This window comes from Patiriisocius sp. 208BN25-11, from assembly GCF_058147145.1.
On record NZ_JBYVJY010000003.1, the window covers coordinates 328,714 to 353,199 of the forward strand.

22 protein-coding genes are annotated in these 24,486 nt (G+C 36.8%); 2 read left to right on the top strand and 20 right to left on the bottom strand.

Translation table 11 applies throughout. The features are described 5' to 3' along the window. Nucleotides 1-8: 8 nt before the first annotated feature. The 3 genes from ACY2RS_RS06340 to ACY2RS_RS06350 all read right to left on the bottom strand — a co-directional run bounded on the left by ACY2RS_RS06340 (nucleotide 9) and on the right by ACY2RS_RS06350 (nucleotide 6,831). A complete protein-coding gene (locus tag ACY2RS_RS06340) occupies nucleotides 9-2,126 on the bottom strand; it encodes a choice-of-anchor L domain-containing protein (protein WP_490097783.1) in 2,118 nt (705 codons plus the stop codon). 27 nt (nucleotides 2,127-2,153) lie between these two features. Beyond that, nucleotides 2,154-5,693, bottom strand: coding sequence for a T9SS type B sorting domain-containing protein (locus tag ACY2RS_RS06345; RefSeq protein ID WP_490097784.1), 3,540 nt, complete (start codon nucleotides 5,691-5,693; stop codon nucleotides 2,154-2,156). 169 nt (nucleotides 5,694-5,862) lie between these two features. After that, the gene (locus tag ACY2RS_RS06350; protein ID WP_490097785.1) at nucleotides 5,863-6,831 is read right to left on the bottom strand and encodes an endonuclease/exonuclease/phosphatase family protein; all 969 of its coding nucleotides are present in this window, start codon (nucleotides 6,829-6,831) and stop codon (nucleotides 5,863-5,865) included. 187 nt (nucleotides 6,832-7,018) lie between these two features. On the opposite strand from ACY2RS_RS06350, the gene hflX reads away from it, so the two are divergent. Beyond that, the gene (gene hflX, locus ACY2RS_RS06355) at nucleotides 7,019-8,227 is read left to right on the top strand and encodes a GTPase HflX (protein WP_490097786.1); all 1,209 of its coding nucleotides are present in this window, start codon (nucleotides 7,019-7,021) and stop codon (nucleotides 8,225-8,227) included. 71 nt (nucleotides 8,228-8,298) lie between these two features. Here the strand turns inward: hflX and ACY2RS_RS06360 are convergent, their stop codons facing one another. From ACY2RS_RS06360 to ACY2RS_RS06430, 15 genes are all read right to left on the bottom strand, one after another. Continuing rightward, entirely contained in the window at nucleotides 8,299-9,210 is a 912-nt protein-coding gene (locus tag ACY2RS_RS06360; RefSeq protein WP_490097787.1) for a DUF3078 domain-containing protein, read from the bottom strand. Between the two features lie 217 nt (nucleotides 9,211-9,427). After that, on the bottom strand, nucleotides 9,428-9,931 hold the full coding sequence (locus ACY2RS_RS06365; protein ID WP_490097788.1) for a DUF2480 family protein: 504 nt from the start codon (nucleotides 9,929-9,931) through the stop codon (nucleotides 9,428-9,430). Between the two features lie 5 nt (nucleotides 9,932-9,936). Continuing rightward, a complete protein-coding gene (locus tag ACY2RS_RS06370; protein WP_490097789.1) occupies nucleotides 9,937-10,263 on the bottom strand; it encodes an SUF system Fe-S cluster assembly protein in 327 nt (108 codons plus the stop codon). A 55-nt stretch (nucleotides 10,264-10,318) separates the two neighbouring features. Beyond that, entirely contained in the window at nucleotides 10,319-10,744 is a 426-nt protein-coding gene (locus tag ACY2RS_RS06375; protein ID WP_490097790.1) for a SufE family protein, read from the bottom strand. 2 nt (nucleotides 10,745-10,746) lie between these two features. Then, a complete protein-coding gene (locus ACY2RS_RS06380; protein WP_490097791.1) occupies nucleotides 10,747-11,166 on the bottom strand; it encodes an META domain-containing protein in 420 nt (139 codons plus the stop codon). Between the two features lie 9 nt (nucleotides 11,167-11,175). Further along, entirely contained in the window at nucleotides 11,176-12,390 is a 1,215-nt protein-coding gene (locus tag ACY2RS_RS06385) for an aminotransferase class V-fold PLP-dependent enzyme (protein WP_490097792.1), read from the bottom strand. A 116-nt stretch (nucleotides 12,391-12,506) separates the two neighbouring features. Further along, on the bottom strand, nucleotides 12,507-13,820 hold the full coding sequence (gene sufD, locus ACY2RS_RS06390) for a Fe-S cluster assembly protein SufD (RefSeq protein ID WP_490097793.1): 1,314 nt from the start codon (nucleotides 13,818-13,820) through the stop codon (nucleotides 12,507-12,509). Nucleotides 13,821-13,893: 73 nt separating this feature from the next. Then, nucleotides 13,894-14,643, bottom strand: a complete 750-nt coding sequence (gene sufC / locus ACY2RS_RS06395) for a Fe-S cluster assembly ATPase SufC (protein WP_490097794.1) — start codon at nucleotides 14,641-14,643, stop codon at nucleotides 13,894-13,896. A gap of 4 nt (nucleotides 14,644-14,647) precedes the next feature. Further along, entirely contained in the window at nucleotides 14,648-15,082 is a 435-nt protein-coding gene (locus ACY2RS_RS06400) for a hypothetical protein (RefSeq protein WP_490097795.1), read from the bottom strand. A 34-nt stretch (nucleotides 15,083-15,116) separates the two neighbouring features. Beyond that, nucleotides 15,117-16,565, bottom strand: a complete 1,449-nt coding sequence (gene sufB, locus ACY2RS_RS06405; protein ID WP_490097796.1) for a Fe-S cluster assembly protein SufB — start codon at nucleotides 16,563-16,565, stop codon at nucleotides 15,117-15,119. A 42-nt stretch (nucleotides 16,566-16,607) separates the two neighbouring features. Beyond that, nucleotides 16,608-16,937, bottom strand: coding sequence for a HesB/IscA family protein (locus ACY2RS_RS06410; RefSeq protein ID WP_490097797.1), 330 nt, complete (start codon nucleotides 16,935-16,937; stop codon nucleotides 16,608-16,610). Between the two features lie 214 nt (nucleotides 16,938-17,151). After that, nucleotides 17,152-18,225, bottom strand: coding sequence for a cytochrome-c peroxidase (locus tag ACY2RS_RS06415; RefSeq protein ID WP_490097798.1), 1,074 nt, complete (start codon nucleotides 18,223-18,225; stop codon nucleotides 17,152-17,154). A 5-nt stretch (nucleotides 18,226-18,230) separates the two neighbouring features. Beyond that, the gene (locus tag ACY2RS_RS06420; protein WP_490097799.1) at nucleotides 18,231-19,004 is read right to left on the bottom strand and encodes an MbnP family protein; all 774 of its coding nucleotides are present in this window, start codon (nucleotides 19,002-19,004) and stop codon (nucleotides 18,231-18,233) included. Nucleotides 19,005-19,030: 26 nt separating this feature from the next. Next, nucleotides 19,031-20,422, bottom strand: a complete 1,392-nt coding sequence (locus ACY2RS_RS06425) for a hypothetical protein (RefSeq protein WP_490097800.1) — start codon at nucleotides 20,420-20,422, stop codon at nucleotides 19,031-19,033. A 4-nt stretch (nucleotides 20,423-20,426) separates the two neighbouring features. After that, nucleotides 20,427-21,860 (bottom strand): choice-of-anchor B family protein, encoded by a 1,434-nt coding sequence (locus ACY2RS_RS06430; RefSeq protein ID WP_490097801.1) that lies wholly within the window; start codon nucleotides 21,858-21,860, stop codon nucleotides 20,427-20,429. A gap of 285 nt (nucleotides 21,861-22,145) precedes the next feature. On the opposite strand from ACY2RS_RS06430, the gene thiL reads away from it, so the two are divergent. Continuing rightward, nucleotides 22,146-23,195, top strand: coding sequence for a thiamine-phosphate kinase (gene thiL / locus ACY2RS_RS06435; protein WP_490097802.1), 1,050 nt, complete (start codon nucleotides 22,146-22,148; stop codon nucleotides 23,193-23,195). A 208-nt stretch (nucleotides 23,196-23,403) separates the two neighbouring features. On the opposite strand, the gene ACY2RS_RS06440 is transcribed toward thiL, so the two are convergent. Next, nucleotides 23,404-23,655 carry a DUF1660 family phage protein gene (locus ACY2RS_RS06440; RefSeq protein ID WP_490097803.1) on the bottom strand — a complete coding sequence of 84 codons (252 nt, stop codon included), beginning with the start codon at nucleotides 23,653-23,655 and terminating at the stop codon, nucleotides 23,404-23,406. A gap of 54 nt (nucleotides 23,656-23,709) precedes the next feature. Next, the gene (locus ACY2RS_RS06445) at nucleotides 23,710-24,480 is read right to left on the bottom strand and encodes an alpha/beta fold hydrolase (RefSeq protein ID WP_490097804.1); all 771 of its coding nucleotides are present in this window, start codon (nucleotides 24,478-24,480) and stop codon (nucleotides 23,710-23,712) included. Nucleotides 24,481-24,486 lie beyond the last annotated feature (6 nt).

Sequence of the window (24,486 nt, forward strand, 5' to 3'; positions counted from 1 at the left end):
ATTTTAGTTTATTTATTTAAATATACCCATCCAGTGATAGGGGATTCTGTTTGTAATTCAATAACATAATAGTAGTTTCCTACGGGCAATACATCACCTTCAGCTGTCTGGCCTCTCCATTCGTCTACATAGGCTGTCTTTTCATATACTAATCTTCCATGTCTATTAAATACTGAAAGTTTAGAGATTCCATTTTTATCGTTTAAGAATTGAAGATCTAGATTGTCATTAAATCCATCGCCGTTCGGTGAAATACCTTGTGATATAATGCAATTTTCATTTTCATAAAAACCAACAGTTACGGCATCAGAGGCAATGCAATCTCTATCATTAAGCTCAACACTATAAATTCCTTCGTCAACGATGTCTATACTATTTGAAGTTTCACCAACAAGTTCGCCACCATCCTTAAACCAGGTGTATTCATAATCGAATGTGTCTTCAGCACTAACATTTGCTGTTATTGTGATGGTATCTCCAGCACATTTTAAAATAGGTTCTCCTAATGTTACAGCAGCTAAGTTTCTAAAAATAATATCTACTGTATCGCTTATGGTACAGTTGTCAATAGTTACATCAACAGCATATACACCATCTTGTGTAACTGTGATTGTAGGAGTAGTTTCTCCTGTGCTCCATAAAAATGTGGCACTTTCAATATTAGCAGTTCCACTAATGTCGGGCACAATGGTAAAAGATTCTTCACCGCAAAGTGCTACAAAGTCACCGATAGCAACTTCAAAGGCTACAATTTCTACTGAGATAGTATCTGTAGCAAGGCAATCATTTCCTGTTACTTCTGAGGTGTAGTCGCCATTTTCAGAAACAGCAAGTGTTGGGTTTGTTTCTCCAGCAAGCTCTATTGCGTCTTTAAACCATTTATAGCTAATGTTACTTAATTCGTTTGGATTTGTAACTGTTGCATCCAATGTAATTGCGCTATTGTCGCAAACTAATTGATCTGGGCCAAGGTCAAATACTGGTAATGGAAAAAACTCTACTAAAATTTCATCTACAATCAAACAATCTGGTGAAGCAGCAAAGCTAATTTCTACTCTATATAGTCCAGTTTCAGAAATATCTAGTGTTGGGTTCGTTTCATCTGGGATTAGAACTCCATCTTTGAACCATTGGTACATAGCGTCAGAAGTACTTCCTGCATCGAGGGTAATAATATCACCTTCACAGACCGCTTCTGGGTCATTTAGTGTAATATCATCTCCAAGATCTGCACTTCCAATATTAAAACTACCAGCTTTTAAGAAAACGGCAGAGTCGAATGAATTGTCTCCACGATCTGCGATGACCATTTTTATGGTATACTCTTCGTTCGGTACAATAGACAAGGTAGCTGTTGTTAGTGCAGCAGTAAGACCATCAAATTGAATTTCGTTGGTGTTATTAGCTCCCGAATTACTTACATAAAGATCTGGAAAAAAGTTGACACCAAGGTTTTCATCTCCACATAAAAAAGTATCTGAATGTATGGATGCGGTACTTACAGGAACGTTAGTTGAACCAGGAACAGAGGCAATATTAGTACCTCCAAATGGAGCGCCAGAGTCGTTAGGAATTCCAGGACCTTTTACTAAAAATCCAAATCCATCTCTAAAAGGTGCATCGCATTCCCATTCATTCTCATATTCTTCAGAAGCAAAAATAAATTCAAAAGCAACCTCATTTAGACTTGATGAAAATGTGAATTCAAAAACAGTAGCGTTTTCGGTAATTTCATTTCCGCCATATTCATTGTCTAAAAGTGCTTTGATATCTTCATCTCCTAACCAGCCAATACCAAAGTCTGAAATTCCAGGATCATTGTTTGGACCTTGGGCACTTTCAGCAAAACCAGAGGACAATACAATACCTTCTTCAAAAGGAAATGCAGTATTATTACTTTTAAAGTATCCCCAACTTTTTTGTGCAGGATTCGTGGTACCATCTGGATTTTCACCCAAATTGGTTAATGTAATATCAACACAAGTGCTTCCGCTTACTAGAACATCTGTAATGAGTTCTTCGGCAGTGAGCGCACTTTGAGGATCTGCAGGATCATTCACAACAATAGATTGTGCGAATGCAGCATATCCAAAAAGGAACACAATAGCAAAAATGGCTGATTTCATTTTCATTGGTTAGGATTGATTTGAGTTTTATTTTTCTCTATTGATATAAACCCATCCATTATAGTTTGAACCAAATACTGTATCTTCTCCATTAAGTCGAATTACATAGTAGTAAGTTCCAGTTGGTAATTCTTCACCATCACTAGTTTGACCACCCCATTGGTTTGTATAGTTTGCAAAATCATATACCATTCTTCCATGTCTGTTAAAGATTTGGAAGCTGCTAATCCCAGTTCTATTATTCAAGAAAGTAAGATCCAATACATCATTTAAACCATCTCCATTTGGAGAGATTCCTTGAGAGATAACACAGTTGGCATTATCTGAGTAAAGAGATACATTAACCACTGCTGTTCCCATACAACCATCACTATTGGTTACCACAACACTATATTCTTGTGATGTTGCTCCCATTTGGGATAATGTAATTGGCAAGGTATTTTGACTTTGGCCATCTATTAGAGAGCCATTTTCAAACCATTGGTATGTCACATCTGAATCATTTGAAGTAGCTGTAATAATCGTTTCAAAATCTGGACATACTTCAAAGTCATCATTAAGTGTTACTACAACTGGATCTGAAATAACTACTACGATACTATCTGTTACCACACAACCATCTACAGTAGTTATAGTAAGTGTATATGTTCCGCTTTCGTTTACAACAATTGAAGTTTCAGAGGTTTCTCCTGTGCTCCATAAAAATGTTGCATTCGTAGTGTCACCTGTTATTGTTGGGAGTATTTCAAAATCTTCGCCATCACATAAGGTTACATCTGGTCCAAGATCTATTTCTGGAACAGGTTTTACAATGACGTCGATACTAACCGTAGTTTCACTACAGGGAGGTACGGTAATTTTAACGGTGTATGTTCCTGAAGTTGGTGGTGTAAATATAGGATCTGTAGAAACTATAGTCCCGCCAGCATCTTGCCATTCGTACGTTACAGTACTCAAATCAATTCCTGCATTTGTTGGTGTTGCATTTAATGCAGCAGCTTCGTCGTTTGCACAAACATCTATTGAAGTAGGTAGATCAGTAGTGATAACAATAGGTATCTCAACAATAAGATCGAAAGATGTTGTAGAGAAACAGTCGTTTCCTGGAGGAGAACCTCGCTCAACTCTTACAAAGATTGTCTCAGGATTCGTCGTATTCATATAGGCTGTAGGAGTAGCAATAGCATTATCCCCAGCGTCTGCATCTGCTTGGTTGTTATGGAAAGTGATTCCGAAGTTTGCAGGATCTTGCCCGTTTAAAATTTCAGCAATTTGAGTTGTTAAATCAAAAGTTCCAATTTCACTTCCTGGAGTTTCTTCACAAGCAAACATGTCCATTGGCTCCACAATTTCTGGAGGAGTTCCTTCAGAGCGTAATCTAATGTCATCTATCGCTAGGTCATTTCCGCAGGCACCAAAAATATCATTGATGATTACAATTTGAATTTCAGTATTAGCACCAGGGTTAAACTCTAATGAATATCTATTCCAGTTTGGATTTGGTCCGTTTGGCACATCACCAGTGTTACTTGTTTCTATAACAGTTCCAGCCGCATCTTCAATTTGGTAAATAAGTCTAGATGGGGTACCTCCGCCTGGACAAATGTTGGTATCTGTATCGTACACAGTGGTCATAGCAAAATCGAAAATGTGTTCTATATTCGCTTCAACAGGTATCGTTCTTCTATAAAGTTCTGACTCGTTTGTATCTTCAGATGGATTGTAAAAAATCATTCTACCATTGGTGTCTCCAGAAGTGTTATCTTCCATAGCTTGGTGCCATCCAAAGTTAAGACCACTAGAAATGTTAGTTACCGCGTATTGGTTTGCATCTAGTTGCGTGGTGCCATTAAATTCTAGTGCAGTAAACGGGTGTGTTACTCTACCTACACCAGTACCGAAATCTTCTAGGAAGGCATCGTCTGTACAGTCAAATGGAGAACATCCATTTTCTTTAGTAACAGTTACCGTATCTGTAAGTTCGTCAAAAGTTCCATCTGGCAATTCTACTACTAAGGCAGCAGTATAAACGGTTGTTTGATCTGGGCAAACATTTAAGATTGGGTCATTTCCAAGAACAGTACCCGCTGCATCTCTCCACTCAAATACACTTGCGTTAATTGGGTCTCCGTTAGGAACAAAACGCCAGCTTTCATTGGTTGCCTCCCAAGCTCCAACATTTCTATCATCTGGAACACTAAACTCGGTAAGGTTATTTCCTTGTAAACCTATTACAGCCAATCCATCATTCCATGTAGTACAAATTGGTTTGCTGATAATATTAACATCAATAACATTTAAAGATTCGTATAATAATATTTGTTGTGTAGTTAATAACTCATTACATCCAAATTGAGGCACTTCATTAAAGTTTAGCACAAAAATTCTAAATGGTGCATCTCCTACTATAAAAAAGTTAATTCTGTTAGGATTTGGGTTTACACTAGGATCAATATCGTGATAAGCTCCAAAGACAGTGTTTAATGGATAATTGGCATCGTTGGTAGGAATCATATCTGCAGGATCCATATTCCATCCATTAAAGTTACCAGCTAAAGCTGCATTAAAAGATAACTGGCCATTAGCTCCGGCAACAACATTGGTGTAAGCGTTACCGTAAAAATTAAATTCGAATGGTAATGGGATAAGGTTACTCCATTGATCATCAATTGTTAGGTTGGTTGGTGTACCTCCAGTAACGGGAGGAAGATCACATATAGGTCCTTGTATTTGATAGGATGTTGTGTCTAAGTTTGGTAGGGTAATGTAATCTGCAATAAGATCAACACATTGTGTATCACAATCTACAAATACATCTGCGCCTGCTTCTAAAATATCACAACTTCCCATAGCTTGACATTCAATCAATTCACTCGTAAAATCACAATTTACATCTCCCGTTTCTATGGTAAACGTAACACCTGTCATAGAAGGGTATGGACCAAATGTTAATACAGTTGGGGCTCCAGTGCTTTGCGGTGGATTTCCTTGGTCATCTGTAACAGTGATATTGGTTGAACTTCCTAAATCTGTAATATCAACACCAATGGTAAATTGCTGTCCTGTTTCACACATACCATCATTTGTAAACACAATGGTAGGATCTGTACAGGTTAAACAGTTAATATCATAATCTAAGGGAACAAATAATCCATCTGAACAACTTGCAATACCGTCAGAAGTAACTTGCAATGTAATAGTGTCTCCTGTAGATTCAAATACAAATCCACTCATGTCTCCACCATTACCATATGGGTTACCAGCATTAAGGTTTGTTACGCCATCTGTATCTAGAACAACAACTTCATCAAAATTTACTTCTACGGTACCAGCATTAAATGTTAATCGCAAAGGAAAACCTGTATCACTGGTGTAGACTAATTGTGTAACATCGTTGGGTGTGTAGCAATACGTGTCATTAAAAGCCCCATTGGCACAGGGAATTGTGGTTTGACCATAGGCTAGGCCAACACATAAAAAAACTACCATAGAAACTATAGTAGTGCGTACATTCTTTATAAATCTATACGTATGTATACCGTTTTGAGAGAGTAATTGAGTATTCATTCAGAATTTTTTTGGTGTTATTTTGTGACTAAATTTAGTTAAAAATACGAACGTATGTTAGTATCATCAGATTTTTAGATGTAGGGACAGAATTTTCCGATTAAAAACGTGTTAAACTCTTAAAATTTAAAGATTAAAATCCTACGGTAGTAGTAGGCTATTATTTGAATTACAAGGATTGTTTAAGGATTTTAAAAATACTGTAAACAGGAAAATGATCACTCATCCCACCAATGTATTTTGGTCCTGCGTAGGTTCTAAAAGGGTGCCCTTCGTAAGGTCCTTCAAAGACTCTTACGGCACTTTCTCCAAAGATGGTTGCCTTTTGAAAACGAAACGGATTCCCATGCATTTGTAAGAAGTTTTCTGACACTAAGATTTGATCAAACAAATTCCAGTCTCCTTTAAAGGTTAAACTTCCATCTTCTTGGGTAAGTAGGAGCTCCATAGGGTTGTAAAAACCTTGCGCCATGAGGTGTTGTATGCTTGCGCTATGTGGATCATCATTGAAATCACCCATGATAATAATTTTTGCAGTCGGATCTTCTTGACGAATACGTGTAATAATCGCTTTGTTTTTTTGCGCTACTAACATGCGTTTTGGAGCTGTTTCTTTTTCGCCAGCACGTCTAGAAGGAAAATGATTTACCAAGAGATATACTTCTTGTCCTTCTAGGCTCCCTTTAACCTCAAGGATATCTCTAGTAAAATCTTTTTCTCCATCATCATCTATAAAAAAAACTTCATGTGCTATGGAGTGGAGTACCTTAAAATAAGTAGACCTGTACAAGAGAGCTGTGTCTATGCCGCGTTCGTCTTTAGAATCGTAATGCACAAATTGATAGCCTTTATCTTTTAAATGCTCAGAGTCTATTAGTTCTTGTAATACTACTTTGTTTTCTACTTCGGCAACGCCCACGAGCACAGGAGGGAACCCTGTTTCTTTAAAACCAATTTGTTGTATGATATGCCCCAGATTGCGTACTTTTTTGCTAAGTCTAGCTTGGTTCCAGCGTTTAAAACCATCGGGCGTAAAATCGTCATCTGCTTTCTCAGGATCATTTACAGTATCAAATAAATTTTCAAGATTGTAAAATGCAAAAGAGTATTTGCTCCAAGAAGTATCGGTATGTGCCATGTTTTTTTTAAGCTGAAATATTAGTGGGGGGAAACTGTGTTAGTGCTACTAAAATACAGAGAAATTTTTAGATAACACTTTGTGTTGAAAATTCTAGTGCTAATTGTAACTATTTAATTCACGAACATTTCCGAAGTACAAAAAATACTAGGATACTCTTTTGTACCTTTGCTTTTTTACACACCATATGATAGAAGAAAAAAAGATAGCCTACGAAAAAGCCGTACTTATCGGTCTTATTACGCAAAAGCAGGATGAAGAGAAAGCAACCGAGTATCTAGATGAGCTTGAATTTTTGGCATACACAGCAGGTGGAGAAGTACTAAAAAGGTTTGTGCAAAAAATGGAAAAGCCAAATCCCAAAACCTTTATTGGTACAGGTAAGTTGGAAGAAGTACGCACTTATGTAGAACAACATGATGTGGGTACCGTTATTTTTGATGACGAACTTTCTGCGGCTCAGCAAAAGAATATTGAAAAGATTTTAGAGCGTAAAATCATTGATCGCACCAACTTAATACTTGACATTTTTGCGCAACGTGCTCAAACTAGTTATGCGCGCACCCAAGTAGAATTAGCGCAATATGAGTACCTACTGCCAAGATTAACAGGAATGTGGACACACCTAGAAAGACAACGTGGTGGTATTGGAATGCGAGGTCCTGGAGAAACAGAAATTGAAACCGATAGACGTATTGTTCGTGATCGAATTTCCTTACTCAAAAAGAAAATAAGCAAGATAGACCGCCAAATGGAGGTGCAACGAGGCAATAGAGGTAAATTAGTTCGTGTGGCGCTTGTGGGCTATACCAACGTTGGGAAGTCTACCCTCATGAACGCGATTAGTAAAAGTGAAGTATTTGCAGAAAACAAACTTTTTGCAACGCTGGATACAACCGTTCGCAAAGTGGTCATTGGTAATATGCCATTTCTATTAAGTGATACGGTAGGATTTATACGAAAATTACCTACCCAATTGGTAGAGTCTTTTAAGAGTACGTTAGACGAGGTGAGAGAAGCAGATTTATTGCTACATATAGTAGATATATCGCATCCGAGTTTTGAAGATCATATTGCTAGTGTCGGCACTATTTTAGATGAAATTGAAAGTGCCGATAAACCTATGATTATGGTGTTTAATAAGATAGATGCGTATATCCCAGAAAAGATAGACGAGGATGATTTAGTGACAGAAAAAACAAAAGTGCATTACACCTTAGAAGAATGGAAAAGCACATGGATGAATCAAATGAATGGTGACGCTATTTTTATTTCGGCATTAGAAAAAGAAAATTTTGAGACTTTTCGAAAAGTAGTCTATAATAAAGTGCGTGAAATTCATGTAACTCGTTTTCCGTATAACAATTTCTTGTATCCAGAGGAGTATGTGGAGTAGCTAGAAGCAAGAATCAAAAAACCCCAAACACATTAGCGTTTGGGGTTTTTTTAATGAAATTGATTTTGGTTTTAGAAACCGTAGGTTAATCCAACTCCTAATGCTTCTCTAATTTGAAATCCTTTTACAGCATTGTCATCATAAATAGACTGGAAGACTACGTTGGCTGTAATCCATTTGTTTACTGTCATTAATAGATTCATCGTGTAATCGATATCAACGTTTTGAGGATCTTCAAGATAGTTACTATATAAGTTTAACACGTTTTCCATAGAAACGTTTTTAAATAACTCAAATTTACCATAAGCACCTAAAGCAGCACCAAACTCAAAACGTGTAGATTCGTTAGCCTCTACACCAAAGTAGGTTACTTCATTAAATGCATCAATAGCAGCTTGATCTCCTATTACTTCAGTAAAAGAACCATCAACAACAATCAAACGTGCCGTTGCTGGAGCAATGTTTACCTTTAGGTTATCGCTTTTTTTCCATAATGCACCTGGACCCGCTTGAAAATATCCAGGAGATAAAAACTTAGTGTTTTCTGTTCTCGTTTCATTTCCATTAGCATCTTCACCAAAAGTATAACCGCTCGTAAATTGAGTTCTTGCATTGAAGAAAAAAGAGTAGTACCAAAGACTTTCTTTGATTTGCTTTCCTACCAATGAATTAAATTCTAAACGATCGTTTGTTTTTCTTGTAAACTCTTGACCTCTTTGGTTGGTTAACCCGTAATCTGCCATTAAACGATTGTCCCATGTAATCTTGTCTTTTCTGTAATTTGCATCATAGGTAAGTCCTAAGTTAACGCCGTAATTAGTGGTTCCACCACCTTGCCATTCTGCATTAAATGCAGCTTGATTGAAAAGTACAGAAGCATTACCAGCTTTGGTCCATCCGTTTTTTGGAGCTTCGGCTTCTTCTTGAGCAAATGCGCTAAATGTAAAAGCACATACTGCTATTGAAAGTAATATTTTTTTCATGAATTTGGTTTTTAATGTTTTTACAAAGGTAGGATTTCTTTTGAAGTTAGAGAAAATGAGGTGTCCTGTCACAATGTTTTTTAACCAGTATTTGAGTGCTTAAGACGAAAAACAAAGGTGTTTTGCGTAAAAATAGAGATTATTCCTACGGAGTGATTTTCTTGTATTTGAGTCGGTTAACTTCGGAAATATGAGCGGGATAGTAGTATGTTAGGTGCTATTTCTTGTAAAGAGGAACCGATGAGCAGGCTTCTCCAAATAAGATGCTTTTTGCTATGGGTTGTAATTTTGAAATGAGCATTCCATAGGCCGTAGAAGGAATCGGTTTGGTCGCACATCCTTTTATGATAACGGGTTTGTCGACAAACTCGCTAAGATCTAGGGTATTTAAAATTTCAGAAAATAAAATAGTTTCCACATCTTGTAATGAGCCAATGATGGTTCTTTTTGTGTGCAGGTTTAGTTTTGTGCATACCAACATAAAAGCCCAAGCTGGAATAATGGCATCGGTACTGCAATGAATCGAGACAAACTGGCCTTTGTATTGTTCCCAGTTGTGTTTTGCAACGCTTTCTCTAAAGGCTTTTTCCTTTAAAATAATACCTTCGAATAACCAAGGAGCAATATCAAAAGCCACGCGCGTACCTTCTGGATAGAAATCTTCCAGGTCGATAGTTTTAAGCACGCTATTGGCTACTCTATTTACAATTTGGTTTTCCATGGTTTTTATAACATACCTAGTTCTAATTTGGCTTCTTCGCTCATTAAATCTTGAGACCAAGGTGGATCGAAGGTGATTTCTACCTCGGCGTCGTTGACCATTTTAATGGTCTTCACTTTGTCTTCTACTTCTACAGGTAGTGTTTCGGCTACTGGACAATTAGGTGTTGTAAGTGTCATCAAGATCTTTACATTATGATCTTCATTTACAAAAACATCATAGATAAGACCTAGTTCGTAAATGTCTACAGGAATTTCTGGATCGTAAATAGTCTTTAATACTTTTACAATCTTTTCTCCAAGGGCTTGTGTGTCTATTGTCTCGTTTTCCATACTATTGGTAGCCTAATGGCTTTTGTGTTTTTAAAATTTCGGCGTAGCCAAAAGACTAGCTGTTTAGTTTTGCTTGGTAGGCTGTAGCATATAGTTTTAATTGCTTAATCATAGATGCTAAACCATTGGCACGTGTGGCAGATAAGTGTTCTTTAAGTCCGATTTCATCAATAAAATGGGTGTCGGCATTTAAAATTTCAGAAGGTGACTGATTGCTAAAAACGCGGATTAATATAGCAATAATTCCTTTGGTAATAATTGCATCACTATCTGCTGTAAATACTATTTTATCATCTTCTAAATCTGCATCTAACCATACTTTACTTTGACAGCCTTTAATCACTCTATCGTCGGTTTTTTTGTCCTTATCGATAAGTGGGAGTGATTTTCCAAGATCAATCATGTACTCATAGCGTTGCATCCAGTCGTCAAACATGGCAAACTCATCTATTAATTCTTCTTGTATGGCTTTAATGGTCATGTTTACTTTTCTTTTGTAGCAGTTAGTAAAGGGCTTCTATCTGTTTTAGAATAGAGTGTAAGTATGTTATCTGTAATGGTAAATGTCCCCGTATTTCTTAAGGCTTTTAAAATAGCACGTTCATTTATCATGATAGCTTCATCACAATAAGCCTCTGTTGCTATAAGTAGTCCAATATTGATTGCCATGGTGTCTTGTGAGTAGTTCCCAGAAAATTCGTTACATCCAGTGCTTCCACTAATTGCTTTATCGGTATCTGTAAACTGCAAAGATGCGGCTGGGCTTATCGTTTTTTCATTTACAGAAGTAATGCTATAATTACCCGTAAGTACAGCATTACTTGTTGTTTCTACTGTTTTTTTTGTTTGATTACAACTTGCCATAAGGCTGATTAGCGTAATAAATACGATTAATTTTTTCATGTCTATGATTTAAGTTAACATCATTTTTGCTTTTTCTACAGCAGCTACTAAGATATCAATTTCTTCGATGGTATTATAGAATGCAAAGGAGGCGCGTACCGTTCCAGAAATATTAAAATAGTCCATAATGGGTTGTGTACAATGCTGTCCTGTTCTTACTGCTATTCCTAATTTGTCAACAATGGTGCCAATATCATAAGGGTGTATGCCTTCTATATTAAAAGAAATCACTGATGTTTTTTCTGGAATAGTACCATAAATTTTAAGTCCGTCAATAGCAAGTAATTTTTTTGTGGCATATTCAAGCAATGTTTTTTCGTGTGCCGCAATTGCTTCGAAGCCAATAGCATTTAAATAGTCTATGGCGGCTCCAAAAGCAATCCCTCCGCAAATGTTTGGAGTACCTGCTTCAAATTTATGAGGAAGTCCTGCATAGGTGGTTTTCTCGAAGGTTACTTGATCTATCATTTCACCACCACCTTGATAGGGAGGAAGTTTTTCTAACCAAGCTTCTTTTCCGTAGAGCATACCAATTCCAGTTGGGCCACACATTTTATGTGCAGAAGTCACATAGAAATCGCAATCTAGTGCTACCAAGTCTGGTTTGATATGTGAACAAGATTGAGCGCCATCAATAAGCACCGCAGCGCCTGCTTCATGGGCTTTGTCGATCATAAACTTAATTGGGTTGATGGTTCCCAATGCGTTTGAAATATGATTGACAAAGACCAGTTTCGTGTTTTTTGATAAAAGGGTTTGATATACATTCATTTGTAAAGCCCCTTCTTCGTTCATAGGAATTACTTTTAACGTAGCTCCTGTGCGCTCACATAGCATTTGCCAAGGCACAATATTAGAGTGGTGCTCTAGTTGAGACACAATAATTTCGTCTCCTTTACTAAGCAAGCTTGAAAAGCCATTAGCGACCATGTTAATACCATGGGTGGTTCCTGTAGTAAAGATAACTTCGTGTGCTTTTGCAATTCCAAAATGGGATTTGATGGTGTTGCGAGCTGCTTCGTAGGAATCTGTAGCTTCTTGCGATAATGTATGTACACCTCTATGAATGTTGGCATTGTAGTTTGAGTAATAATCTACTATACAATCGATGACCTGCTGAGGTTTTTGAGAAGTCGCTGCATTGTCTAAATACACGAGAGGTTTCCCATTTACTTGTCTTGAAAGTATCGGGAAATCTTTTCTGATTGTAGTTACATCAAACATATATATAGTTGTTTAGAAGTTGTATGGTTGAGCGTAGTCGAAACCTCAATCAAATAGATAGGTAACTAATAGTTCTCGTCCCGAAACTTCGGGAGCTCTCTAACGGACAAAAAAGTTTAGACGTCGAATCCTAGATTCACACCAATTTTGTTGGCGATTAATTTATTGATACGTCCCTTTAATTCTGGAATTTTTACACTTTCCAAAACGGTATTCGCAAAAGCATACATCAATAATGCTCTTGCTTCTTTTTTAGCAATACCACGAGAACGCAAATAAAACAATGCGTCTTCGTCTAACTGACCAATGGTACAACCGTGAGAACATTTTACATCATCTGCAAAAATCTCTAATTGTGGTTTTGCATTGATGGTTGCTTTATCGCTAATAAGGATATTATTATTTTGCTGAAAGGCATCTAGTTTCTGTGCTTCTTTTTCAACATACACTTTTCCATTAAAAACACCAGTAGCACTATCGTCAAAAATACCCTTGTAGTCTTGGTGACTTTCACAGTTTTCTGCAATGTGGTGTACTAGTGTATTGTGATCTACATGTTGCTTGTCTTCTATAATAGTGACCCCATTTAAGATAGAATCACAGCCTTCTCCAAGTTGTTTAAAATTCAAGTTGTTGCGGGTTACTTTTCCTCCAAAAGAAAAGGTATGTACACTACAAATACTATCACGTTGTTGCATGATAAAGGTGCTGTCTACTAGTGAAGCATTTTCTTTATCGTTTTGGATTTTATAGTAATCTACATTTGCTCTTTTGTCTGCAAAAATTTCGGTCACACTATTGGTAAGCACGGCATTTTCATTTAAGCTTTGGTGACGCTCAATGATTTGAACATGTGCATTTTCTTCCACAACAATAAGGTTGCGAGGCTGTAATAAAGTAGCAGCTTCGGTACCTGTTGCAAAATTGATGATTTCTATAGGCTTTTGTGCTTCTTTATGTTTTGGAATACGAATGTAAGCCCCTTCTTTTACGAAGGCAGTGTTTAGTGATGTTAAACTATCTGAATTTGCTGCTTTGTTAAAATACGAATCAATAATAGAGCTGTATTTCGATTTAGTAAGCGCAGAGGACATTAAACATACATCTATAATATCATGTGTGGTTTGCGACAAATAAGAGCTATACACACCATCTACAAAAACAATTTTGTAGGTATCTATGTCGTGTAAGAAGTATTTTTTTACGTCCTTAAATTCTATAACAGCTTCATTTTTAGGAAAGATGCTATAGTCTTTTTTTAATAAGGCATTTAAGGATGTATATTTCCAAGCCTCCTCTTTTTTACTAGGAAATCCTTTTGTTTCAAAAGATTTCATAGCTTCATGACGCACATCGTGTAATGGTGAGTCTGCTTGCAAATGGTCTTCAAATGCAAGGTATGAGGATTGTATTTTTTCTTTTAAACTCATTCTTTTAGGTATGCGTTAGGAGTTGTTGTCATTCATTTTATAAAACGGCCCCACAACAGAACCTCAAAACGTATTATACTAATTCTTCTTTAATCCAATCGTAACCTCTTTCTTCAAGCTCATAAGCAAGCTCTTTGGTTCCCGATTTTACAATTTTACCATCCATCAATACATGTACAAAGTCAGGTACAATATAGTCTAGAAGACGTTGGTAGTGTGTAATTACAATAACAGCATTGTCTTTGCTTTTTAATTTGTTTACTCCATTGGCAACAACTTTTAAAGCATCGATATCTAGTCCAGAGTCTGTTTCATCAAGGATTGCTAGTTTTGGTTCTAGCATTGCCATTTGGAAAATTTCATTACGTTTTTTCTCTCCTCCAGAAAAGCCTTCGTTTAAAGAGCGCGATAAAAATTTACGATCTATCTCTAGTAAATCTGCTTTCTCCTTAATCATTTTAAGCATTTCGCTGGCAGGCATGTCTTCAAGACCTTTCGCTTTTCTATTTCCGTTAATAGCTGTTTTAATAAAGTTAGTTACCGAAACACCAGGAATCTCTACAGGGTATTGAAATGAAAGAAACACTCCTTTGTGAGCGCGTTCTTCTGCATCTAATTCTGTAATATCTTCGCTATCAATAGTGATTTCTCCTTTGGTAAGTTCAAATTCTTCTTTTCCTGCAACAATAGCAGCTAAGGTACTTTTTCCAGCTCCATTAGGCCCCATTATAGCGTGAACTTCTCCAGCATTTACGGTAAGAGAAACCCCTTTTAGGATATCTTTTTCATCTACACTTGCGTGTACGTCTTTGATTTGTAACATAGTATTATTTCTCTACTTTTTTAATAGCTTTTTCAGCTTGTTTTGCTGTAGCACCTTCTTTTATCTTAACATCTGCCTTTGCAGGTATTTTGCTTACTTGTACAATATCTACGATGGTTAATATCTCATCCCAACCTTCTGTACCTTCTGGTTTGTTGGCAAGTGTTCCTGTAACTACTACAGGTACCATATCATAGGCATCTTTTTTTGCAGGAGCTACTTTTTCTGCTAATTCCTGCATCTTTTCATCTATGGTTACACCGTAGATAAAATCTTTCCCTTTCAATACAGCGGCATCTGTAGTGTAAATAAACTCTCCTTTGTATACAGCAAGGTTTGAGTTTTCTGTTGTAATTAATTCCTTATCTCCAGAAGTAGTGTTGTCTTTACAAGCAGCAGCAGTAATAACTAGCGCTATAAGTACAATAAGTTTTTTCATGGGTCAATGTTGTTTATTAGTTAGTGATTGTTTATTATCCTACAGAACCTTCTAAGCTAATCTCTAGCAGTTTTTGCGCTTCTACAGCAAATTCCATAGGGAGTTTGTTTAATACTTCTTTACTAAAACCATTTACAATAAGTGCAATGGCTTTTTCGGTGTCAATTCCTCGTTGGTTGCAGTAAAATATTTGATCTTCTCCAATTTTACTAGTCGTGGCTTCATGTTCTATTTTAGCCGTTTTGTTCTTTGCCTCTATGTATGGAAATGTGTGTGCTCCACAGGCATTACCCATTAATAAAGAGTCACATTGAGAGAAATTACGTGCATTGTCAGCTCCCGCGTTTATTTTTACCAAACCACGGTAACTGTTCTGTGATTTTCCAGCAGAAATACCCTTACTAATTATAGTGCTACGCGTATTTTTACCTAGGTGAATCATCTTAGTACCTGTGTCTGCCTGTTGATAGTTGTTTGTAACAGCGATTGAATAAAACTCTCCAATGCTATTATCACCCTTTAATACACAACTTGGGTATTTCCAGGTAACAGCAGATCCTGTTTCTACTTGTGTCCAAGAAATCTTTGCGTTCTTTTCGCACAAGCCTCTTTTGGTTACAAAATTGTAAACGCCCCCTTTTCCTTCGGCAGTACCAGGGAACCAGTTTTGTACGGTACTGTATTTAATCTCTGCATCATCTAAAGCAATAAGCTCTACCACTGCAGCGTGTAATTGATTTTCGTCACGACTTGGAGCAGTACATCCTTCTAGGTAAGACACATAGCTTCCTTCGTCTGCAATTACCAGTGTTCTTTCGAACTGTCCTGTTCCTGCTTGGTTGATTCTAAAATAAGTAGATAACTCCATTGGGCATCGCACTCCTTTTGGGATGTAACAGAAAGATCCATCACTAAAAACAGCACTGTTTAAGGCTGCGTAGAAATTATCTTTTGTCGGTACCACAGTACCTAGGTGTTTTTTCACAAGTTCTGGGTGCTCTTTAATAGCTTCAGAAATACTCATAAAAATAATTCCTTTCTTAGCAAGTGTGTCTTTAAATGTTGTTGCTACAGAAACAGAGTCTACCACAATGTCCATGGCGATGTTGTTCATCTTTTTCTGCTCATCTAATGAAATGCCAAGTTTCTTGTACATGGCTAACAACTCTGGATCTACATCGTCTAATGTCTTGTTAGGATCTACAGCAGTTGGAGCAGAGTAGTAGGCAATTGCTTGAAAATCTGGCTTTTCGTACTGAACATTTGCCCATTCTGGCTCTTCCATAGATTGCCAAACTTTAAATGCTTCAAGCCTCCAGTTGGTCATCCATTCTGGCTCTTCTTTCTTTTTTGAAATAGCACGAACAATGTCTTCGTTTAAGCCAATAGGGAATGTCTCGCTTTCTATATCAGTATAAAAACCGTACTCGTACTCTTTGGTTTCGAGCTCTTTTTTTAAATCGTCTTCTGTATACTTGCTCATATGCACTTACGAATTCACGAATAGAATTCTTAGTTTAAAATGTTATAAAGAGAATGATTCTCCACATCCACAGGTTCTGTTTGCATTCGGATTGTTAAAAACAAATCCTTTTCCGTTTAATCCACCACTATATTCAAGGGTGGTTCCTACGAGATATAAAAAACTTTTTTTGTCTACGGCGATTTTCACATTGTTTTCTTCAAAAACCTTGTCGTTATCACCTATAGCGCCATCAAAATTTAACTCATAAGAAAGCCCAGAACAGCCTCCGCTTTTTACACCAACACGCACAAAATCTTTGTCAATGCTAAAGCCGTCTTCTGTCATTAATTGCGAAATTTTAATTCGCGCGGTATCACTTACTTTGATCATAAATTAGAATTCTTCTAAATTAGGGTGCAAATATACGACATAAACCGCTTTTTTTACTCCTAATAAAATATTAAAAATGCATTGCTATATAGGTAGATTCAATAGACGTAATGAAGCGGAAATACTTTCATGAATGCTTCGGAAATGTCAGCTTCTAGTAGTATTTCTAAAATAAACCTAATGGTTTAAAATTTCCGAAGAGAGACTACTGCGTCTAATTTGGATTCTGATAGGCTGGATTTGTAGCTAACGAAGGGTCTGAAAGGCTTAATAAAAATGCTTTGAGCGCAGCTTTATCCTCATCGCTAAGCATCACACCACCTTGTGCTACAGTTTTCATGAGTGGATCGATGGTATTACTAAATACCAAACCTTCACTATAATGGTCAATCACCTCGTCGAGGGTTGCAAAACGACCGTCGTGCATGTAGGGTGCTGTGTACGCCAAATTTCTTAGAGAGGGCGATTTGAAAAGACCAAACTGGGCAGGATCTCCAGTAACGTCTCCAAAGCCTAGATCTGTAAAATTTTCATCTAAGCCATTGTTGTGGAAATCGTTATCGGTCCACAATGGGTTACTAGGACTCCCGTGACAATGAAAGCAATCGCCGCGTTCTTCATCTAAGAAGACGGCCAAACCTTCTGCTTCTAAGGGCGTTAAAGTAGCTTCCCCTAGTAAGTGCTTGTCAAATTTAGAGTTGCCCGAAACGATGGTTCTTATAAATTGCGAAAGGGCCCTGGCTACTAATTCTTTTGAGATAGTACTGGTGCCAAAGGCTTCTTCAAAAGCTCTTGGGTAGGTGGCATCTGCTTGTAATGTTGCTACAGCATTAGGCCAAGTATTATGCATTTCAATTTCATTAATGACAGGTTCTAACACTTGTTCTTCAAGGGAGTTGGCACTGCCGTCCCAATTAAATTTGTTTTTGGTGTTCCAGGCAAAATTGATGAGCGGCATAGAGTTTCTGAAGCCTTCTATACCATCAATCCCCACACTAAACCTTCGTTGATCGCTAAATCCTTCATTGGGTTTGTGGCAGCCAGCGCAAGCAAGAGTGTTGTCTGCAGAGAGGTTTCTTTCAAAAAAGAGTTGTCTTCCAAGAGCAATGCCTTCTTCGGTAAGCGGATTGCTTGCAGGAATTTCTGGTGCGGGTAATAATTGAGAAAAAATAGCTGGAACTGTAATGTTTGCTGGAGTAGGAACATACCCTTCTTGCTCGTTGTCATCATCTTTACATGAGAGAGCAACAAATAGTAAGCAAACAAGAAGGGCTGTTTTTTGTATCATGTTAATTATTCAAAACTTTCTACAATACCTAATGAGAAAACATTCTGACCGTTTTGCTCCATTAATTTTTGAGCATTGTAGTTCCCCATTAACATTCCATTTAGCTCATTTAAATTCCAAGTATTTGGATTTTTAAACCATTCGGCAATGTCCATATTTACGTTTATGGTGGTAGTAGTACCTTCTATGTTAATAGTACCAAGATCTATTTCAATAGAGGTATCTTCTCTAGAATTTTCTGGCCCTGGGTTTTGAACAGCACTAATGGTATGGTATGCATAAATAGACTCCTCATTATTTGTGTCCATGTATCTTCCTTCTAGCTGCATATAATGATAGCCACCACCTAACATTTCAGGTACATTCCATGAAGCAGCATTTAGATCTGGATAAATATTCGAAGTGTTTTCTGCTTGTTCGAATCCAAAACGCATTTTTACATCATAAATTCCTTCAGGTAAGGAGGTTCCATTAATTGAGATACCAGTGTTTTCTGTAACATCTACCAATTGATAGTCCTTCGCTACGGTAGCAACATTGGCTTGATTTGTTAAGGTAACTCCAGAGATTAAGTAACGTAGTTTAGTAAAACTTAGTTCTGTACCAAAAGCATTGGTGTATTGGATACTATTAAAGTTGGTATTGTTGACTGCTTCACCATCAAAATTATGTAGGAAATTAAAGTTTACATTGGTGTTTTGAGTAGTAGGTCCATCATCATTTTTGTTGCAGCTCAAGAAAATGGTAGTTAGTAACAGAAATAGGGCAATTTTTTTCATAGTGTGAATTGATTAGGGGTCTTTACTTATTTTATTTTAATTAGTAACGCATCTTCTAGTCCTTTATTTTCTGAAATATCTGCATCATTACTTTCGGTACTCCCTACCACAAGTAGTTTTCCATCTTGTGTTTCAATAACATCGTTTGCAAAATCTAAGTTAGAACCACCTACCACATAATTAAATTTTAAGTTTCCATTGGTGTCGATAATAAATACCCAAGCATCGTTTTGACCTTTGTTTGTAAATCCATCAATAGAACTTCGGGTATTACCCGCAATGGCATAGTCTCCATTTTGTAGTGGTGTGATTGTTTTAGCAGAGTCAAAGGCAGTTCCTCCAAAGCTTTTTTCCCAAATAAGCGTTCCTTGAGCATCAAATTTAATGACCCATGCGTCAGCATTTCCGTTACTTGATGAAACATCTCCATCGGTACTTCTTGTATCTCCAACCATGATGTAATTACCATTTCCATCACTGGTAATTCCAAACCCTTGATCAATTTCGCTTCCTCCAAAAGATTTGGTCCACACTTTATCTCCAGTGGCAGAAACATGAACTACCCAGAAATCGTAAGATCCTTTGTCATCTTCTATGTCAAAATCATTGCTTTCTGATTGACCAACCATTAAGAATCCTCCTGTGGCTGTTTCGATAACGTCATAACTTCTATCGTTGTTTGAACCACCAAAGTAGCGTCTCCAAACTTTGTCTCCATTACTATCCATAAGAATACCCCAAAACTCACCAACACCATGACGATTTCCTTCTCGTGTGGTATCGTTTCCTGAAGGTGCAGCTCCATCATCATTTCCTTGATTTCCGCTTGCTGTTACATCAAAAAAGCCAGTAGTGAAATAGCCTCCGTTTGAAGTTTCAATTATTTTTAGTGCTTGGTCTGTTCCAGAAAAACCGTAATTTTTTTCCCAAGTCATATTTCCTTGAGCGTCGAGTTTTGTAATCCAATAATCTTGAAAACCTTCATTTCCAGAAACGTCTCCATCACTGCTTGAGCTGTAGCCACAAACAATATATCCACCATCGCTTGTTTTTATAAGGTTGGTTGCTTTATCTGTATCTGAACCACCGTATACTTTATTAAAAATAATCTCTCCGCTTGGGGTTGTTTTTATTAACCAGAAGTCATCATCGTCTCCAGTGTTTCCTGTGACATCACCATTACTACTTTCTGTAGTACCCATGAACACGTAATTTCCATCGTTTGCTTCAACAACAGATACAATATTATCGTTAAGGCTACCGCCCATCGTTTTTACAAAATCTAGTTCTCCTAAAAAGCCTTCTGGAGTTTGTTCTGGTGGGGTTGAGGGTTCTTCGTCATTTCCGCAAGCAATACATGTTATTGTAATAACTGCGAAACATATAATGTTTAAAAATAAAGGGGCAAATTTTCTCATAAGACTATTTTACAATAAGACGCTTTGTAGTGTCTCCATTAATTTTTATTAGATACATACCACTGCGTAGTGACTCAATATTTATGTTTTCGGCTGTTGTTGCTGAAAAGGTTTTGTGCATGATACGCTGCCCCAAAATATTGAATATTTCCAAAGATCTTAAAGGAGCATTGGTGGCTTTAATGGTGATGTTGTTTTTTGCAGGGTTAGGAGAGATTTTAAAATCATTTCCAGCAAAATCTTGCTTTTGTAAGTTTGGATCTCTAACCAAGAAAAACCCTCTATTAATATCGCTAATCACAATATTTCCGCTAGGAAAAAAAGGATATACATTCCATGCTCCACCACCACTTGCTGTATTTGAATCTGGAAAAGTATCAAAGAAAGCGAATTCTGTCATGGTTTCATTTTCTATGTTTGTGATATCTAGGACACGAAGTCCTGCGGTGTAATTTGACAAATAATAATCATTTCCTTTAACATAACCGTTGTGGTCAATTGCTGGGGTTGTTCCAAAATACTCAAAATGTACTGAAGGATTATCTAGGTTTGAAACATCTAAGACAATTGTTTTTGTATTAAAGCCAACACCAATTTCATCGGTCTCATCACCAACAATAAAATATTTTTTATCTTCAGTGAGCCATCCTTGGTGTGTGTAGCCTAAATTATCGTAACTGATGGTAGAAATCGATTGAATATTATTCTTGTCAGTAACATCAACAATAGATACAAGGTCTCCATCATTTCCATCGCCACCAACTCCATGACTTCCAAAATAAATTTCTCTTCCAATGTAATCTTGATCTGGACCATCATAAACAATCACTTGTGCATCATGAGAATAGTTGTTAAAAGAAAAACCACCTGCAAATGTTGGGTTGGTTGGGTTTTGTATATTAATGATATGTGGTCCTCCATTAAATGTTTGTGTTCCAACCGCATAAGCAAATCCTGTCGCTTCGTTGATAACAATGTTATGGCAATTTCCAAATTCACCATAAAGAGCATCATGTGTAAAAGTTTGCGGTGGGTTTGTTACATTTCGCAAACGTGTCAAATCAAAAACTTGCATTCCATGGTCTTTTGCTTCACTTACTACAAAAGCATGGTTTTGGTAAACTTTAATGTCTCTCCAAGTACTGTTAACAGTGTTTGTTGGAAGTTTTCCTAAATATAAAGGATTAATTGGATCTGATATGTCAATAAAACCAGTACCGTTATCAAGCCCCATTAGAACATATTCTTTACTTGTTTCTGGATCTGTCCATCCCCATGAATCGTTACCTCTCTCTGCATTCATCGCTGCTAAATCAATAGAAGACTGTAGGTTAAAACCATTGCACGGGTAGGGCCCAGCCATTCCATCTGTACACGGTATTTGTGCAACGAATGGAAGTGTAAAAAAGGCTGTTAAGAAGAACAAAAGATGTTTCATCTAAAGTGGATTATTTTTTTAATGTAAATTTAATGATACAATTCTTGTAAAACTCCTAAAATGAGTTTATTATTAGACGCCAAGGTTACAAAAATATTGCAAAAAATCCCCAATAATTAGTATTTCATCTAAAAAAACAGTTCTTTTAACATATTTATAGGACAAAAAAATCCATTTAGAGAACGATTGAGGTTCCCTTGATTTTTTGTTAGCTACATAAACTTTAAAAATAGGAGTCTCTTATGCTTCTGAAATCCTATTTTTGCCGAAGATAAATTTCCACACATGTTAGAAAATAAAGATCCTTTAAAAACACCTATTTCTTCTCTTGGAGAGTTTGGACTTATAGATCATCTTACAAAGCATTTTACCATAAAACACAGCTCTACTGTAAAAAGTATTGGTGATGATGCTGCGGTTATTGACCATAAAAAACAAACTGTGGTGACTACAGATATGTTAGTGGAAGGAGTGCATTTCGATTTGAGCTACATGCCATTAAAACATTTGGGTTACAAAAGTGTCGTGGTTAATCTGAGTGATGTTTTTGCGATGAATGCTATTGCTACTCAAATTACAGTGTCTATTGCGGTTTCCAATAGATTTCCTGTGGAAGCATTAGAGGAGTTGTATGCTGGAATAGCCACAGCAGCTAAACTTTATAATGTAGATGTTATAGGAGGTGATACCACTTCATCAACGCATGGGCTTATGATTAGTATTACCGCACTTGGTGAAGTGCACAAAGAAGATGTGGTGTATAGAAGTGGCGCAAAAGAAAACGATTTGGTTGTGCTCACAGGAGATTTAGGAGCGGCATATTTAGGCTTACAGATTTTAGAACGTGAGAAGCAGGTATTTAAAGTAAATCCAAATTCGCAACCAGATTTAGAACCTTATTCGTATTTGGTAGAGCGACAATTAAAGCCAGAGGCACGAAAAGATGTTCCAGGCTTATTGAAAGAGATGGGTGTAAAACCTACTGCAATGATTGATGTGAGTGATGGACTTTCTTCGGAAATTTTACATATCTGCAAACAGTCTCATGTTGGATGCACGATCTACGAAGATAAAATTCCTTTAGATCCACAAGTAATAACAACTTCTGAAGAATTTAATATGGATAGCACCACCATAGCATTAAATGGAGGAGAAGACTACGAATTGTTATTTACAATTTCACAAGAAGATTACCCAAAAATAAAAGCAAATCCACATGTTACTGTGATTGGCCATATTACTAATGCTGCTGAAGGAACCCACCTTGTTACAAGAGCTAATACCAAAATACCTTTAATTGCAAGGGGTTGGAATGCTATTGAAGAAGACGAATAGTTTATGCTGTTTTTAACTTATTAAAATATGAAGCAAATAATTGGTGATTGCGTTCCCAGTAAGAGTCTAGTTTTACAATTTTTCCATACCCATTTCTTGTAAACTGTTGTTTACAGTGAAGGCACTCATATTTTTGTATTTGAATATTTTCGGTTGCTAATACTGCCAATTCGTGGCGCTTAACTTTACATCTTAAAAATCCCATAGGTTATGCTGTTAATTGTGATACATTTCTTCTTCTGTTGAAAAATCTAGAAACTGTTTTGTTAACTTCTCGTTGTTTCTGGGTTAATTCCTCCAAATAACCTTGCGTGTTATCAGTAACTTCTTTCCCGCAGTTTTTACATTGGTACTCGTTTATGTGATTGGTGATTTTGTTTGTTATGGTGTAGTTGTGACCTATTATAGAACAGGCAACAGCCATAACGGAGCTCGTTTGTTTTGGAGTGGGTTTTTTCATGGTCATTAGATTTGGGACCATAAATATAGAAAATATTTTCGTTTAAAAACAGATTTATACGATTAAGTGTAAAATTTTAACATTTTCATCCAAATTTGTAAGCCAACTCATATGCCCATTTTCTAGCATATGTAATGTGGTTTTTGTTTTTTCTGAAATGTTAACTGCCTCATTATAAGGAATTATAGGGTCTTTTGCTCCAGATATGATGTGTTTTTCTTTAGGAAAAGAGGCCAGAATAGAAGTTCTGTCATTTCGATCTCTCATGCCTAGTATTGCTGCTTTAATTCCTTCAATAGATAAATCTTTCGCCTCTTTTTTAAGGTTATTTATAGCCTTTGCGTGGTTTGTTCTTTCTTTTTCGGTAAACAAATTAGCAATTGCCATACTAACAAAAGCATCTTTGTTTTTATCAATGATGGTCAGCGCTCTTGTTCTGTTTTCTTTTCGTTCAGGACTATCTGGTAGGGGTGAAGAATTCAATAAAATTAATTTTTCAATACGATCTGGGAATATTTCGGCAAATGCCAAGGCTACGTAACCACCCATAGAATGACCAATGAGTGTTGCCTTTTCAATTTTTTGGTTTTCTAAAATTTCCGAAGTAAGGCTCGCCATTAACTCCATACTGTGAATTTCTGCAACACATCCACTTTTACCAAATCCAGGGAAATCTATCGTGATTACCGTATGTGTATTTAAAAAGGTGGGTGTTATAGCATCCCACATAGTGCTGCTTTCTAGAAAACCATGCAAGAATACCAATGCGGGACCGCTTCCTTGTTTATGATAATGTATATGGGTGTTATGGTAGTGAAAGATCATTTGGTT

Excerpts from the sequence above, each read along its gene's own strand:
- ACY2RS_RS06340 (WP_490097783.1), bottom strand. The coding sequence starts at position 2,126 with ATGAAATCAGCCATTTTTGCTATTGTGTTCCTTTTTGGATATGCTGCA.
- ACY2RS_RS06345 (WP_490097784.1), bottom strand. The coding sequence starts at position 5,693 with ATGAATACTCAATTACTCTCTCAAAACGGTATACATACGTATAGATTT.
- ACY2RS_RS06350 (WP_490097785.1), bottom strand. The coding sequence starts at position 6,831 with ATGGCACATACCGATACTTCTTGGAGCAAATACTCTTTTGCATTTTAC.
- hflX (WP_490097786.1), top strand. The coding sequence starts at position 7,019 with ATGATAGAAGAAAAAAAGATAGCCTACGAAAAAGCCGTACTTATCGGT.
- ACY2RS_RS06360 (WP_490097787.1), bottom strand. The coding sequence starts at position 9,210 with ATGAAAAAAATATTACTTTCAATAGCAGTATGTGCTTTTACATTTAGC.
- ACY2RS_RS06365 (WP_490097788.1), bottom strand. The coding sequence starts at position 9,931 with ATGGAAAACCAAATTGTAAATAGAGTAGCCAATAGCGTGCTTAAAACT.
- ACY2RS_RS06370 (WP_490097789.1), bottom strand. The coding sequence starts at position 10,263 with ATGGAAAACGAGACAATAGACACACAAGCCCTTGGAGAAAAGATTGTA.
- ACY2RS_RS06375 (WP_490097790.1), bottom strand. The coding sequence starts at position 10,744 with ATGACCATTAAAGCCATACAAGAAGAATTAATAGATGAGTTTGCCATG.
- ACY2RS_RS06380 (WP_490097791.1), bottom strand. The coding sequence starts at position 11,166 with ATGAAAAAATTAATCGTATTTATTACGCTAATCAGCCTTATGGCAAGT.
- ACY2RS_RS06385 (WP_490097792.1), bottom strand. The coding sequence starts at position 12,390 with ATGTTTGATGTAACTACAATCAGAAAAGATTTCCCGATACTTTCAAGA.
- sufD (WP_490097793.1), bottom strand. The coding sequence starts at position 13,820 with ATGAGTTTAAAAGAAAAAATACAATCCTCATACCTTGCATTTGAAGAC.
- sufC (WP_490097794.1), bottom strand. The coding sequence starts at position 14,643 with ATGTTACAAATCAAAGACGTACACGCAAGTGTAGATGAAAAAGATATC.
- ACY2RS_RS06400 (WP_490097795.1), bottom strand. The coding sequence starts at position 15,082 with ATGAAAAAACTTATTGTACTTATAGCGCTAGTTATTACTGCTGCTGCT.
- sufB (WP_490097796.1), bottom strand. The coding sequence starts at position 16,565 with ATGAGCAAGTATACAGAAGACGATTTAAAAAAAGAGCTCGAAACCAAA.
- ACY2RS_RS06410 (WP_490097797.1), bottom strand. The coding sequence starts at position 16,937 with ATGATCAAAGTAAGTGATACCGCGCGAATTAAAATTTCGCAATTAATG.
- ACY2RS_RS06415 (WP_490097798.1), bottom strand. The coding sequence starts at position 18,225 with ATGATACAAAAAACAGCCCTTCTTGTTTGCTTACTATTTGTTGCTCTC.
- ACY2RS_RS06420 (WP_490097799.1), bottom strand. The coding sequence starts at position 19,004 with ATGAAAAAAATTGCCCTATTTCTGTTACTAACTACCATTTTCTTGAGC.
- ACY2RS_RS06425 (WP_490097800.1), bottom strand. The coding sequence starts at position 20,422 with ATGAGAAAATTTGCCCCTTTATTTTTAAACATTATATGTTTCGCAGTT.
- ACY2RS_RS06430 (WP_490097801.1), bottom strand. The coding sequence starts at position 21,860 with ATGAAACATCTTTTGTTCTTCTTAACAGCCTTTTTTACACTTCCATTC.
- thiL (WP_490097802.1), top strand. The coding sequence starts at position 22,146 with ATGTTAGAAAATAAAGATCCTTTAAAAACACCTATTTCTTCTCTTGGA.
- ACY2RS_RS06440 (WP_490097803.1), bottom strand. The coding sequence starts at position 23,655 with ATGAAAAAACCCACTCCAAAACAAACGAGCTCCGTTATGGCTGTTGCC.
- ACY2RS_RS06445 (WP_490097804.1), bottom strand. The coding sequence starts at position 24,480 with ATGATCTTTCACTACCATAACACCCATATACATTATCATAAACAAGGA.